General features: G+C 73.0%; 12 protein-coding genes. 10 read left to right on the top strand and 2 right to left on the bottom strand.

Features of this window, described 5'->3' with window-relative positions; translation table 11 throughout:
• Positions 1 to 182: 182 nt before the first annotated feature.
• The 6 genes from ACGFT2_RS10520 to ACGFT2_RS10495 all read left to right on the top strand — a co-directional run bounded on the left by ACGFT2_RS10520 (position 183) and on the right by ACGFT2_RS10495 (position 7608).
• Complete coding sequence (locus ACGFT2_RS10520) at positions 183 to 1412, top strand: amidohydrolase family protein (RefSeq protein WP_393275637.1); 1230 nt, start codon at positions 183 to 185, stop codon at positions 1410 to 1412.
• Positions 1409 to 2332, top strand: coding sequence for an LLM class F420-dependent oxidoreductase (locus tag ACGFT2_RS10515; RefSeq protein ID WP_393275634.1), 924 nt, complete (start codon positions 1409 to 1411; stop codon positions 2330 to 2332). The genes ACGFT2_RS10520 and ACGFT2_RS10515 overlap by 4 nt, the downstream gene beginning before the upstream one ends.
• Before the next feature lie 9 nt (positions 2333 to 2341).
• Positions 2342 to 3112, top strand: a complete 771-nt coding sequence (locus tag ACGFT2_RS10510) for an SDR family NAD(P)-dependent oxidoreductase (RefSeq protein ID WP_393275631.1) — start codon at positions 2342 to 2344, stop codon at positions 3110 to 3112.
• A 112-nt stretch (positions 3113 to 3224) separates the two neighbouring features.
• Entirely contained in the window at positions 3225 to 4343 is a 1119-nt protein-coding gene (locus ACGFT2_RS10505; RefSeq protein ID WP_393275627.1) for an LLM class flavin-dependent oxidoreductase, read from the top strand.
• 86 nt (positions 4344 to 4429) lie between these two features.
• Positions 4430 to 6160, top strand: coding sequence for an amidohydrolase family protein (locus tag ACGFT2_RS10500; RefSeq protein ID WP_393275624.1), 1731 nt, complete (start codon positions 4430 to 4432; stop codon positions 6158 to 6160).
• Positions 6157 to 7608, top strand: coding sequence for an aldehyde dehydrogenase family protein (locus tag ACGFT2_RS10495; protein WP_393275621.1), 1452 nt, complete (start codon positions 6157 to 6159; stop codon positions 7606 to 7608). Before ACGFT2_RS10500 ends, ACGFT2_RS10495 begins: the two co-directional genes overlap by 4 nt.
• A gap of 75 nt (positions 7609 to 7683) precedes the next feature.
• Here ACGFT2_RS10495 and ACGFT2_RS10490 read toward each other — a convergent pair whose 3' ends face one another.
• On the bottom strand, positions 7684 to 8079 hold the full coding sequence (locus tag ACGFT2_RS10490; RefSeq protein ID WP_393275618.1) for a nitroreductase/quinone reductase family protein: 396 nt from the start codon (positions 8077 to 8079) through the stop codon (positions 7684 to 7686).
• Positions 8080 to 8274: 195 nt separating this feature from the next.
• On the opposite strand from ACGFT2_RS10490, the gene ACGFT2_RS10485 reads away from it, so the two are divergent.
• The 4 genes from ACGFT2_RS10485 to ACGFT2_RS10470 are packed head-to-tail and all read left to right on the top strand — an operon-like array spanning position 8275 to position 11265.
• The gene (locus tag ACGFT2_RS10485; protein WP_393275615.1) at positions 8275 to 8646 is read left to right on the top strand and encodes a hypothetical protein; all 372 of its coding nucleotides are present in this window, start codon (positions 8275 to 8277) and stop codon (positions 8644 to 8646) included.
• A gap of 10 nt (positions 8647 to 8656) precedes the next feature.
• Positions 8657 to 10267, top strand: coding sequence for a peptidoglycan-binding protein (locus tag ACGFT2_RS10480; protein ID WP_393275613.1), 1611 nt, complete (start codon positions 8657 to 8659; stop codon positions 10265 to 10267).
• A gap of 24 nt (positions 10268 to 10291) precedes the next feature.
• Complete coding sequence (locus tag ACGFT2_RS10475) at positions 10292 to 10858, top strand: protease inhibitor I42 family protein (RefSeq protein WP_393275610.1); 567 nt, start codon at positions 10292 to 10294, stop codon at positions 10856 to 10858.
• 23 nt (positions 10859 to 10881) lie between these two features.
• Entirely contained in the window at positions 10882 to 11265 is a 384-nt protein-coding gene (locus ACGFT2_RS10470) for a hypothetical protein (RefSeq protein WP_393275607.1), read from the top strand.
• A gap of 58 nt (positions 11266 to 11323) precedes the next feature.
• Here the strand turns inward: ACGFT2_RS10470 and ACGFT2_RS10465 are convergent, their stop codons facing one another.
• Positions 11324 to 12766 carry a CehA/McbA family metallohydrolase gene (locus ACGFT2_RS10465; protein WP_393275604.1) on the bottom strand — a complete coding sequence of 481 codons (1443 nt, stop codon included), beginning with the start codon at positions 12764 to 12766 and terminating at the stop codon, positions 11324 to 11326.
• Between the last annotated feature and the right edge of the window lie 14 nt (positions 12767 to 12780).

Raw genomic sequence — 12780 nt, 5'->3', positions numbered from 1 at the left:
TCCCCCTCGGTGTCACGAACAACCCCGTCAGTTTGCCTTGTTCCGGGCGGTTGCGTCAGTCGTGGGAGACGCCGATCACAGGGTGGCGGCTCCCGGCGCACAAGGTCCTCACACGGTCTTCGCATCCGGGGACGCGGAAACAGTAGCTGACGGACCGTCAGTTCGGCGCTACCGTGAGCGGCATGGAGACCACACAGTTCCCGCTGATCATCTCCGTCGACGACCACACCGTGGAGCCCGCCACCGTCTGGCAGGACCGGCTGCCGCAGAAGTACCGGGACGTCGGGCCCCGGATCGTGCGCGCACCGCTCAAGGAGATGACGTTCCTGGGCGGGCGCTTCAAGCCCGTCATGGGCGCACCCGGCACGGACGGGCCGCTCGGCGACTGGTGGGTCTACGAGGACCTGCATCGCCCGCTCACCCGCCTCGACACCGCCGTCGGCCACGACCGCGACGAGATCCGCCTCGAAGTCATCACCTACGAGCAGATGCGGGCCGGCTCGTACGACGTGCCCGCCCGGCTCGCCGACATGGACGTCAACCACGTCCAGTCCGCCCTCTGTTTCCCGACCTTCCCCCGCTTCTGCGGCCAGACCTTCACCGAGGCCCGGGACCGGGACCTGGCCCTGCGGTGCGTGCGCGCCTACAACGACTGGATGGTGGAGGAGTGGTGCGGGCCCCAGGCGCGCGGGCGGCTCATCCCGCTCACCCTCGTCCCGTTGTGGGACGCCGGGCTGGCCGCCGCGGAGGTGCGGCGCAACGCCGCACGTGGCGTGCGGGCCGTCGCCTTCTCCGAGATACCCCCGCACCTGGGGCTGCCGTCGGTGCACACCGACGACTGGGACCCGTTCCTCGCGGCCTGCGACGAGACCGGCACGGTCGTGGCCATGCACATCGGCTCCAGCAGCCGAATGCCCTCCACCTCGGCCGACGCCCCGCCCGCCGTGGGCTCCACCATCACCTTCGCCAACTGCTGCTTCTCGATGGTCGACTGGCTGATGAGCGGCAAGTTCGAGCGCTTCCCGAACCTGAAGGTCATGTACGCGGAGGGGCAGATCGGGTGGATCCCGTACATCCTCGAGCGCGCGGACGTGGTGTGGGAGGAGAACCGCGGCTGGGGCGGCGTCGCCGACAAGGTGCGCAGGCCGCCGTCCGAGCTGTTCGCCGGCCACGTCTACGGCTGCTTCTTCGACGACGCCTTCGGGCTGCGCGTCCTCGACTCCATAGGCGTCGGGAACGTCCTGTACGAGACGGACTACCCGCACTCCGACTCCACCTGGCCCAAGTCCCGTGAGGTCGGCGAGGCGCAGATGGGCCACCTGGCGCCGGACGTGGTCGAGCGGATCGTGCGGGGGAACGCCATCGAGCTGCTGGGGCTGACGCCGGACGGGCTCTGGACGGGGCCGTCGTGACACTCGCCTACGGCATCCAGCTGCCCGTGCAGTCCCAGAGCACCCTCTACGCCGAGGGCTGGGAGGTCGCCGCGGGCCCCGCCGACCTGGTCGCGGTCGGCCGGGCCGCGGAACGCGCCGGGTTCGACTACCTGGCCTGCTGCGACCACGTGGCCGTGCCGCGCCGGCTGGCCCCGGCGATGAGCACGGTCTGGTACGACCCGGTGGCCACGCTCGCCCATCTCGCGGCCGTGACCGAGCGGATCCGGCTGCTCAGCCACGTGGCGGTGGTGGGCCTGCGGCACCCGCTGCTCAGTGCCAAGCAGTACGCCACCGTCGACCACCTCTCCGGGGGGCGGCTGATCCTCGGCGTGGGCGCCGGGCACGTGCGTGAGGAGTTCGAGGCCCTCCGGGTGGACTTCGAGCGGCGCGGAGCCGTGCTCGACGAGTCGATCGACGCGTTGCGGGCCGCCCTCGGGCCCGAGGAGTTCCCCGAGCACCACGGCACGTTCCACGACTTCGCCGACCTGGGCCAGCGGCCCCGCCCCGCGCAGCCGCGGGTGCCGATCTGGATCGGCGGCTCCTCGCCGGCGGCCGTCCGCCGGGCCGCGCTGAAGGGTGACGGCTGGCTGCCGCAGGGGGACCCGCGGGACCGGCTGCCCGACCAGATCGCGCGACTGCGGCGGCTGCGGGAGGAACACGGCGTCGAGGGGCCCCTCACGATCGGCGCCCTCACCGAGCCGCTGTACATCGGCCACCCGGGCTGGCACGTCGGGCGGCGCACCCTCACCGGGGCGCCCGAGGGGATCGCCGAGTCGCTGCGGGCCTACCGCGCGATGGGCGTGCACCAGATCCAGGTGCGGTTCCGCAGCCGGAGCCGCAGCGAACTCATCGACCAGATCACCGCGTTCGGGGCGGAGGTAGCACCCCGGCTCAGCTGAGGAGCGGACATGGGCAAGCTGGACGGGCGGGTCGTCGTCATCACCGGGGCGGCCCGCGGACAGGGCGAGCAGGAGGCGCGGCTCTTCCGGGCGGAGGGCGCGCAGGTCGTCGTGGCGGATGTGCTCGACGAGCAGGGCGAGGCGCTCGCCAAGGAGATAGGCGCCCGTTACGTCCATCTCGACGTCGGTACGGAGGACGGCTGGCGGGCCGCCGTCGCGGACGTCAAGGAGGCGTACGGGCGCATCGACGGGCTGGTCAACAACGCCGGCATCCTGCGGTTCAACTCCCTCGTGGACACCCCTCTGGCGGAGTTCATGCAGGTGGTACAGGTCAACCAGGTCGGCTGCTTCCTCGGGATGAAGACGGTGGCGCCGGAGCTGACCGACGGCGGCACGATCGTCAACACCGCCTCCTACACGGCCCTGACGGGCATGGCGGCCGTCGGGACGTACGCGGCCACGAAGCACGCGGTGCTCGGGCTGACCCGGGTGGCCGCGCTGGAGCTGGCGGCCCGCGGGATCCGGGTCAACGCCATCTGCCCCGGCGCCATCGACACCGCCATGTCCAACCCGGCCCGGCTGGACCCGGACGCGGACCCGGAGGAGATGAGCCGGGCCCTGGCCGAGCTGTACCGGGGGCTCGTGCCGCTCGGGCGGGTCGGGCAGCCGGCCGAGGTGGCACGGCTGGCCCTCTTCCTCACCTCGGACGACTCCTCGTACATCACCGGTCAGCCGTTCGTGATCGACGGCGGATGGCTCGCCGGGGTCAGCGTGATCTGAACCGAACACCTGACTGACCGTCAGCTATTGACGGTCGTCGCGAGCGGTGCGACAGTCGGCCGACGAACGTATCTGACGGTGTGTCAGATGAGACTGGGGACGGTGACCCGCCTTGGAATTCGGGCTCTTTGTACAGGGATACGTGGGCAAGCGCGCCGAGACCGACCCGCTGGCCGAGCACAAGGCGCTGATGGAGGAGACCGAGTACGTCATCCAGGCGGACCGCTCCGGCTTCAAGTACGCCTGGGCCTCCGAGCACCACTTCCTGGAGGAGTACTCGCACCTCTCCGCCAACGACGTCTTCCTCGGCTACCTCGCCCACGCCACCGAGCGCATCCACCTGGGCTCCGGGATCTTCAACCCGCTCGCCCCGGTCAACCACCCGGTGAAGGTCGCCGAGAAGGTCGCGATGCTCGACCACCTCAGCGAGGGCCGCTTCGAGTTCGGCAGCGGCCGGGGGGCCGGCAGCCACGAGATCCTCGGCTTCCTGCCCGGCATCACCGACATGAACCACACCAAGGAGATCTGGGAGGAGACGATCGCCGAGTTCCCGAAGATGTGGCTCCAGGACGAGTACGCCGGCTTCCAGGGCAAGCACTGGCAGCTGCCGCCGCGCAAGATCCTGCCGAAGCCGTACGGGAGGTCGCACCCGGCGATGTGGTACGCCGCCGGATCACCCCCCTCGTACGCCATGGCGGCGAAGAAGGGGCTCGGCGTGCTCGGTTTCAGCATCCAGAAGGTGTCCGACATGGAGTGGGTGCTGGAGCAGTACAAGACGGCGGTCGTGGACGCCGAGCCCGTCGGGGACTTCGTGAACGACAACGTGATGGTGACGACCACCGCCATCTGCGCGCCGACGCACGCGGAGGCGATCGAGATCGCGGTGGGCGGCGGGCTGCACTACCTGCCCTCGCTGGTCTTCCGGTACCACGACACGTTCCCCCGCCCCGAGGGCTTCCCGGTGTGGCCGGAGACGCTGCCCGAGTACACGCCGGAGTTCGTCGAGCTGCTGATCGAGGAGGAGCTGCTGATCTGCGGCGACCCCGGCGAGGTGACTCGGCAGTGCAAGCGGTGGGAGCAGGCGGGTGCGGACCAGCTGAGCTTCGGGCTGCCGGTGGGGGTGCCGAAGGAGGAGACGCTGCAGACGATCCGGCTGATCGGGGAGCACGTCATTCCGGAGATCGACACGGATCCCGTGCACCGGACCAGCCGGTTCCGGGCGGCCTCGTGATCGCCGTCGCGGGGTGCGGGCCGGCTGTGGCCGGTCGCGCGGTTCCCCGCGCCCCTTCCACGTACCGGAGTTGAAAGGGGAGCCCCATGCTCGATCACCTCATCAAGGGTGTCACCGTCGTGGACGGCACCGGCGCGCCCGCCCACACCGCCGACGTCGGAATACGCGACGGCCGGATCGCCGCCGTCGGCCGGGTCACCGAGGAGTCCCGCAGCAGCGAGGACGCCGCCGGACTCGTCCTCACCCCCGGCTTCGTCGACCCCCACACCCACTACGACGCCCAGCTCTTCTGGGATCCGTACGCGACCCCCTCCCTCAATCACGGCGTGACCACCGTCGCCGCCGGGAACTGCGGGTTCACCCTCGCGCCGCTGAACCCGGACCGCCCCGAGGACGCCGACTACACCCGGCGGATGATGTCCAAGGTGGAGGGGATGTCCCTGGTCGCGCTGGAGCAGGGCGCGCCCTGGAGCTGGCACGGCTTCGGGGAGTACCTGGACGCCCTCGAAGGGCGGATCGCGGTCAACGCGGGCTTCATGGTGGGGCACTGCGCCCTGCGGCGGTACGTGATGGGGCCGGAGGCGGTCGGCGGGCAGCCGGCTCCGGAGCAGCTGCGGCAGATGCTCCGGCTGTTCCACGAGGCCATGGACGCCGGCGCCTGGGGGCTGTCCACCACCCAGTCCTCCACCCACTCGGACGGGGACGGGCAGCCGGTCGCCTCCCGGTACGCCCGGCCCGAGGAACTGCTGGCGCTGTCGCGGGCCGTCGGCGAGCACGAGGGCACCCAGCTCGAGGCCATCGTCGCCGGCTGCCTGGACCAGTTCAGCGACGCCGAGATCGACCTGCTCGTGGAGCTGAGCGCGGTCGCCGGGCGGCCCCTGAACTGGAACGTCCTCACCATCGACGCGGCGGTCCCGGAGCGCGTGCCCCGGCAGCTGACCGCGAGCGAACGCGCCCGGAAGGCGGGCGGCCGGGTGGTGGCCCTCACCATGCCGATCCTCACCCCGATGAACATGTCCCTGGGCACCTTCTGCGCCCTCAACCTCATACCGGGCTGGGGGCCGGTCCTCGGGCTGCCCGTGCCCGAGCGGATGGCCGCTCTCCGCGACCCGGAGGTCAGGGCGGAGATGCTGCGGCGGGCCGGTTCGAAGGAGGCAGGCGTCTTCCGGCGGCTGGCGGACTTCGGCCGCTACGTCATCGGCGACACCTACAGCGAGGCCAACCGCGGGCTGACCGGACGCGTGGTGCGGGACATCGCCGCCGAACGCGGGCAGGACCCGTTCGGCTGCCTGGTGGAGATCTGCGCCGACGACGAACTGCGGACCGTGCTGTGGCCGATGCCGAGCGACAACGACCCCGCTTCCTGGACGCTGCGCGCCGAGACCTGGCGGCACGAGGACGTCCTGCTCGGCGGCTCGGACGCGGGCGCCCACCTGGACCGGATGTGCGGGGCGCCGTACACCACCAGGTTCCTCGGGGACTGCCTGCGCGGGCGACGGCTGGTCGGTCTGGAGCAGGCGGTGCGGATGCTGACCGACGATCCGGCACGGCTGTTCGGGCTGCGCGAGCGCGGCCGGATCCGGCAGGGCTGGCACGCGGACCTCGTCCTCCTCGACCCGGAGCGGATCGACGCGGGCCAGGCCCGTCTGGTGCACGACCTGCCGGGCGGCAGCCCCCGGCTGGACTCCAGGGCGCTCGGGGTGCGGGCCGTGTGGGTCAACGGGACCGAGGCGATCCGGGACGACGTGGTGACCGGCGCCGTGCCGGGCAGGGTGCTGCGCTCCGGGCGGGACACGCGGACGGTGGGCACCCGGTGAGCGAGGGACAGCGGCTGTTCGTCGGCGGGGACTGGGTCGAGCCGGCCGGCGGGCACTACCCGGTGACCGACCCGGCCACCGAGGGGCTGGTCGGCTGGGCACCGGAGGCCTCGCCGGCGCAGGCGCGGGCGGCCTGCGCGGCGGCCCGGGAGGCGTTCGGCCCCTGGTCGCGGACCCGGCCGGAGGAACGGGCGGCGGTACTGGGCCGGGCGGCCGAGATCATCCGCGGTTCCCTGGAGCCGTACGCCGACCTCGCCCGCGCCGAGACCGGGGCGACGACCGGGACGGCCCGTGCGATGCAGGTCGGCGTGGCCGCGGCCCGCTTCCGCAGGTACGCCACGGTCGAGCCCACCGAATGGGCGCTGGTCCCGCAGCTCGACGAGGCCGGGCCGATGGGTCGCGCGGGCGTGCTGGGGGCGCTGGCGATACGGCAGCCCGTGGGGGTCGTCACCTGCATCACCTCCTACAACAACCCGTGGGCCAACCCGGCCGGCAAGGTCGCCCCGGCCCTGGCGATGGGCAACACCGTGGTGGTCAAGCCCGCCCCGCAGGACCCCCTGTCCGTCTACCGGATGGCCGAGGCGCTGGAGGCGGCCGGGGTGCCGCCGGGGGTGGTGAACGTCGTCTCGGGGCGTGACACGGCGGTCGGCGAGGCGGTGGTGGCCTGCGACGACGTCGACATGGTCAGCTTCACCGGCTCCACGGCCGTCGGCCGGCGCATCGCGCAGGTGTGCGGGCGGGACATGCGGCGCCAGTTGATGGAGCTGGGCGGGAAGGGGGCGGCCGTGGTCTTCGACGACGCCGACCTCGGCTCGGCCGTCGCCGGCATCGGCACCACCTTCTCCTTCTACAGCGGGCAGATCTGCACCGCCCCGACCCGGGTGCTGGCCCAGCGCGGGGTGTACGACCGGCTGGTGGAGCGGCTGGCCGCGTACGCCGGCCGGCTGAAGGTGGGCGATCCGAGGGAGCCGGACACCGTCGTCGGGCCGCTGATCTCGGCCGAGCACCGGGCACGCGTGGAGTCCTACGTCGAACTCGGCCGCAAGGAAGGCGCCGTGCTGGTGTCCGGCGGTGAACGGCCCCCGCTGGAGAAGGGTTTCTATGTCGCCCCGACGCTCCTCGCCGACTGCGGCAACGACATGCGGGTGGCCCGGGAGGAGATCTTCGGGCCCGTGGTGACGGTGATCCCCTTCGGCGACGAGGAGGAGGGGGTGGCCCTCGCCAACGACTCCGACTACGGCCTCATCGACTACGTCTGGTCCGGCGACGTGGCCAGGGCCTTCCGCGTGGCGCGCCGGCTGCGGGCGGGCGGGGTCGGCATCAACACCGTCGGCAGGAACATGGAGGCCCCGTTCGGCGGGTTCAAGAAGAGCGGGGTCGGCCGGGACGTGGGCGTGTACGCCCTGCACGCCTACAGCGAGGTGCAGGCCCTCGTGTGGCCGGGCTGAGCGGGCCGGGCTGCGGGGCCGGGCCGAGCGGGACGGGCCGGGCCGGACCGGCTGAGCGGGCCGGGCCGGGGAGGGTCAGTCCGTCAGGTCCACGCGTACCGTCAGCAGGTCGGTGCCGAACGCCCGGACCGCCGCGCTGTTGAAGCGGGGCAGGGAGCGCAGCCGGGCCCGGGCGTCGTCCGCGGGCAGCAGGAGGGCGGTGCCGTGGTGCCAGCGGCCGGCGATCCGGACCCGTACCCGCGGGTCGGCCTGGATGTTGCGCACGTACTGCGACTTGAGGCCGAACTCGGAGACCAGCCAGAAGGAGTCGCCGACCCGGCGGCCGCCCACCGGCGTCCGCCGCGGCTCACCGGACGTGCGCCCGGTGGTCTCCAGCAGGACCTGGAAGGGCAGCCGCCGGTTGAGCGGGTTGGCCACATACCGCTGGAAGCGGGTCACGAGTCGGTGCTTGAGGTCTGCGCGGCCTGACATGGCTCCGGTTCTCCCGCTCTCCCCGGCCACGGCCGGCACCACCCCGCGAGGGTGCTGTGCCGACCCCGTGCGGGGCCTGTGACGACGTCGGCGTCCGTACGGCCGCCGCGTGCTAGCCTCCCCCGCGATCATGACCTATCGCAACGGGGGAGTTTGATGGGCGCGTCCTCGGATGGCTATACGGTCAAGTCCGGCATGTCCGGGCAGGCCAAGGAACTGGACGGCGCGGGCGACGACGCGGGACACATCCGCACGGCCGTCGGCCCCGCCCCGTCCCACACGCAGGACGACCTGGGCGGTCCCGAAGCGGCGGCGGCGTTCGACGCGTTCGCCGCGGCCTGGGAGGCGGACGCCGGCACGCTGGAGTCGGCGCTGCACGAACTCGGCGACAAGATCCGTCTCGCCAAGGGCGCGTACGCGGGCGGCGACCACGCCGTCGCGGCCCGCGCCGAGGCGGTGCCCACCGGCGCCGCCGGTCCGGCCACGACGCCGTTCGGCGCCGGACCGGCCGCCCTCACCACCATGCCGGCGTACGCCCAGCGGCCGTCGGCCCTCGCGGAATACTGAGGGTGCGCCGATGACGGGATTCTGGGGAGTCCTGGTGCCCTTCAGCACCCCCGCCGCCCGGCGTTCCTGGCTGGCCGGTCTGTGCGAGAGCATTCCGAAGGCCGGGTCCAAGAACGACCTGCTGGAGCAGATCGACGGCGCGCTCTTCGTCAGCGCGCCGGTCGGTGACACCGCCACGCTCGAATCGCTGAGCAAGCGCTACCGCGACCAGGTCGACAAGGCCGGCGATGTGCACGACCGGGTGGACAAGGTGGCCCGCAAGGGGCTGTCGCAGGTGTGGGTCGGCGACACGAGCGTCCGCGCCTCCGACGCGGTGGGCGCCGCCGCCCGCGCCGCGACGAAGATGGCCGAGGCGTTCCAGGGCGGCGCGAAGGCGCTGCTCACGCTGGCCGACGCGCTCGGCAACGCGCAGAAGCAGGACGCCGACGGCCGCGCCAGGATGCAGGCGGCCAAGCAGCGGCTCGGCGCCAAGGACGGTTTCTTCGACCGGATGATCGAGACCGACGAGGAGGAGGCGGACCTCGCGGCGGCCCGGTCCACCGCCGCCGCCGGCATCGATCTGATGCACCGGGCGGCCGTCGCCGCGGACGACGCCGCCCGGGCCGCGGCCCGGGACCTGAACAAGTGGGCGGCCGAGGCGCGCGCCGGGAAGATGCACACCGTCGAACTGTCCGCCGTCGACCGGCTGATGCTGGCCGACACCAGCGGGCCGGCCGGCGCGGCCGACTACAACGAGATCCTCAGCGCCAACGACCTGGAACGGTCCGGCCGGGCCATGGACAAGCTCTCGCCGGCCGACCGGACCCGCATGGAGCAGCTGCTGGCGAAGTCGTCGTCCCCGCAGGAGAAGGCGTACCTGATGAAGGCCCTCGCCGCGGGACACGGCGTCGGCGACATCGAGACGTTCGACGGGAAGATCCACGGCAAGGACCCGGCATGGCTGCAGCAGCACCTGACGCCGCTCGTCACCGAGGGGGACAGCCTCCGGGACGAGGGGACGAACGGCAACGGCTCCAACGTCAACACCGACCTGCAGAGCTTCGGCACCCAGCAGTGGTCCCAGGGCGGCGACGGCAGTGAGGGAACCTGTGTCGCCTCGTCCACCGTCACCGCCCGCGCCATGGTCGACCCCGTCTACGCCCTCTCGCTCACCGGCGGGCCCGGCGGCCAGGAGAACGACCCGGCGGCCTTCCGGCGGCGCCTGGTGGACGAACAGCACCGGGTGCACCAGGAGGGCCACGGCGGCGACGGGTACAACGGCATGGGCCTCGACGGCAAGACCGAGGTCGTCAACAAGGAGATCAGCCCCGAGACCGGAAGCTCGTACGCGCTGCACGAGGTCCGCGACGCGGACGCGCGCCGCAATGTGCTGCCGGACATCGAGAAGGCGGTGGCGGAGGGCAAGCCGGTGCCCATCGGTGTGGAGGGGTACGACGACCGGAACAAGCGGTCCGGGCACGCCATGATGATCGTCGGCCAGGAGGGCGACAAGCTGGAGATCTACAACCCGTGGGGCCAGACCACATGGGTCAGTGAGGACGACTTCGTCAACGGTGGCATGGCGAAGGCCAGCAACAGCGGACTGCCCGACGCCTACGCCGTCCATCTGCCCCAGGACTGAGAGACCCAGGAACCGAGAGCGACCATGACCTCACGTGCACCACTCCTCGGCGCGGCGGCCCTCGTCTGCCTGCTCGCCCTCACCGGCTGCGGCGACGACGGCGGGACCGGCGCAGGACGCACACCCGGCGGAACGGCCACACCCGGCGGAACGGCCACACCCGGCGGAACGGCGGCGACCGGCACCGAGTACGGCACCGGGACCCGCAGCGTCACCGCCGCGCCCGGCGAGCGGTTCGCCCTCACCGTCCCGGCGGCCCCGACCCTGGGCCGGCACTGGTACCTCGCCGGCCCCGAGCCGGACCCGGCCGTCCTGAAGTACCGCGGCGGCCGGCAGAGCTACGGCGGCGGTGACGCCGACGGCGGCACCGGCGGCACCCAGTCCTTCGACTTCACCGCCCGGGGGAAGGGCAGGGCCACGGTACGGCTGCTGTACTGCCCGCTGCACACCTGCACCGGACCCGGCCCCGGCGACCGCTCCACCCTGTCGCCCACCCCGGCGGGCTCGGCGTCCCCGTCGCCCTATCCCACGGCGACCGGCACCCCGGGCTCCCGCGCCGGGTACTACGTCTTCACGATCACCGTCCGCTGACCCGGACCGGAACCGAGGCCCGCATGCCCCCTGCTCCCGACAGCCGCTCCGACGACGAGGTCCTGGCCGCCACCGACGTCTCCGTGCTGCTCCGCTACGGCCTGACCCAGGAGGCCTTCCGCACCGCCCTGTTCGGCGACGGTGCCATCGCGGCCGCCGTCACCCTCGACCGGCTCGGGGTGCTGCCGCGTTCGCTGGTGTTCGTCGCCGAGATCGTCCGGGCCGGCGGCCTGGCGTACGCCGCCGAACTGCCCGAGCCGCTGCCGGGCCCGGAGCCGGCGGAGGTGCTGCGCGACTGGCTTAGCGGCGCCGCGCAGACCGCCGCCACACCGGAGGCCGACACCTGGGCCGCCCGCTGGCTGGAAGCGGTCGCCGAGATCGTCGCCCTGCGCCGGAGCACCCGCTAGGCGCCGGAGCACCCGCTAGGCGCCGGAGCACCCGCTGGACGCCGGGCGGCCCAGCGGCTCACGTGGTGCCGAGGAAGACGGGGTTGGTGAACGCGGCCATCGCGCCCGGCACCGGGCCCACGGCCGTCTCGTGCCGCAACTCGGCCCGGACGTAGGCCGCGTGGGAAGACGTCGTACGCCACTCCACCGTGCCCGCACCCGACACCGGCAGCGGGCCGCCGGTGAACAGCACGCCCTGGTCGGTGACGAGGCGGACCGAGCAGCGCGGGGCGCCCGCGACCTCCAGCCGGACGGTCACCGGCGTGCCGGCCGGCACCCGCAGCCGCTCGCCGATGCCCGCGTGTCCGCCCCCGTCGGCCGTCACGGTGAAGGCCAGGGAGACGGCCCCCGACTCGGCCACGTACGAGCGGCCGGCCCGCAGGCCCGCCAGGATCGCCGCCCGGGTCAGATCGTCGGCCAGGACGACCGTCTGGGGGTGGCCGACCACGTCCGGATCACGATGGGCGTCGCTGTCGCCCATCGCCGGCAGCCACGCCCCGTCCTCGCGCACCGAGGCGACCAGCCGGCCGTCCCAGGCGGCCAGGGTCACCTCGTCGTCGGGCGTCCACGCCCCGTTCCACACCTCGACCGCGTCCGCCTCGGCGAACCCGAACTTCCAGGCACAGCCGACACAGTCGGCGTGCGGATGGGCCGGTACCACCAGACCGCCGGCGCGGCGGATCGCGCGGGCGAAACGCGCCCAGCGGTGGTCCCGGGCCCGGTAGCGCCAGTCGACGAAGGTGCCCGGATCGGTGCCGAGCGCCAGGACGTGACCGTTCCTGGTGGTGACCTCCTCGCCGAGCAGCACCAGCAGGTCGTCGCCGGCGGCGTCGGCCCAATGGGCGTGCGACGCCATGGTGTTGTGGTCCGAGCTGTTGATGAAGTCGAGCCCGGCGGAGCGGGCCAGCGCCGCGATCTCGGCCGGGGTCCGGCGGCCGTCGGAGTGCCAGGAGTGCAGATGGCAGTCGCCCCGGTACCAGGCCCGCCCCCGGCCGGCGGCCCGCTCGGGCGGATACACCGGCGCCGGGGCCGTGCCGGGTTCCCCCTCGGTCAGCGTGACCGTCACCTCGTACGACAGGCCCTGCGGCGCGACCGTGTAGGGCCCCAGCGCGATGTGCCAGGTGCCGGGGGTGAGCGGACCGGGCAGATACCCGGGCGTCGCCTCGTCCGCGCGGACGAAGAACTCCGTGCGCGCACCCCCCGACCAGCCGCGAAAGCCCCGGCCGCCCACTTCGGTGCCGCGCTCGTCGAAGAGCCCGATGTCGAGTGCGTTGCCGGGGGTGCCGGCGGGGACGGAGGGCCTGTCGTACGTGTACGAGACCCGCAACTCGGCCGTCGCGGGAGGTACGTCGAAGGGAAGGTAGACGTAGTCGGGTGCCCCTGGTGCGAGAGTGCCGCGCATGGTCGCCACCCGTTCAACGTAGCCCGGCGGCGGAGCGCGGGAAACCGTGCGGCGAGCCATACCGGGTCCGCACC

The sequence above is a fragment of the Streptomyces sp. NPDC048514 genome, assembly GCF_043199955.1.
Taxonomy (GTDB): domain Bacteria; phylum Actinomycetota; class Actinomycetes; order Streptomycetales; family Streptomycetaceae; genus Streptomyces.
The sequence above is the reverse complement of the archived record's forward strand: the minus strand, read 5'-3'. Positions and strand labels throughout refer to the sequence as shown.

Excerpts from the sequence above, each read along its gene's own strand:
- ACGFT2_RS10475 (WP_393275610.1), top strand. The coding sequence starts at position 10,292 with ATGACCTCACGTGCACCACTCCTCGGCGCGGCGGCCCTCGTCTGCCTG.
- ACGFT2_RS10480 (WP_393275613.1), top strand. The coding sequence starts at position 8,657 with ATGACGGGATTCTGGGGAGTCCTGGTGCCCTTCAGCACCCCCGCCGCC.
- ACGFT2_RS10490 (WP_393275618.1), bottom strand. The coding sequence starts at position 8,079 with ATGTCAGGCCGCGCAGACCTCAAGCACCGACTCGTGACCCGCTTCCAG.
- ACGFT2_RS10500 (WP_393275624.1), top strand. The coding sequence starts at position 4,430 with ATGCTCGATCACCTCATCAAGGGTGTCACCGTCGTGGACGGCACCGGC.
- ACGFT2_RS10510 (WP_393275631.1), top strand. The coding sequence starts at position 2,342 with ATGGGCAAGCTGGACGGGCGGGTCGTCGTCATCACCGGGGCGGCCCGC.
- ACGFT2_RS10465 (WP_393275604.1), bottom strand. The coding sequence starts at position 12,766 with ATGGCTCGCCGCACGGTTTCCCGCGCTCCGCCGCCGGGCTACGTTGAA.
- ACGFT2_RS10485 (WP_393275615.1), top strand. The coding sequence starts at position 8,275 with ATGTCCGGGCAGGCCAAGGAACTGGACGGCGCGGGCGACGACGCGGGA.
- ACGFT2_RS10520 (WP_393275637.1), top strand. The coding sequence starts at position 183 with ATGGAGACCACACAGTTCCCGCTGATCATCTCCGTCGACGACCACACC.
- ACGFT2_RS10470 (WP_393275607.1), top strand. The coding sequence starts at position 10,882 with ATGCCCCCTGCTCCCGACAGCCGCTCCGACGACGAGGTCCTGGCCGCC.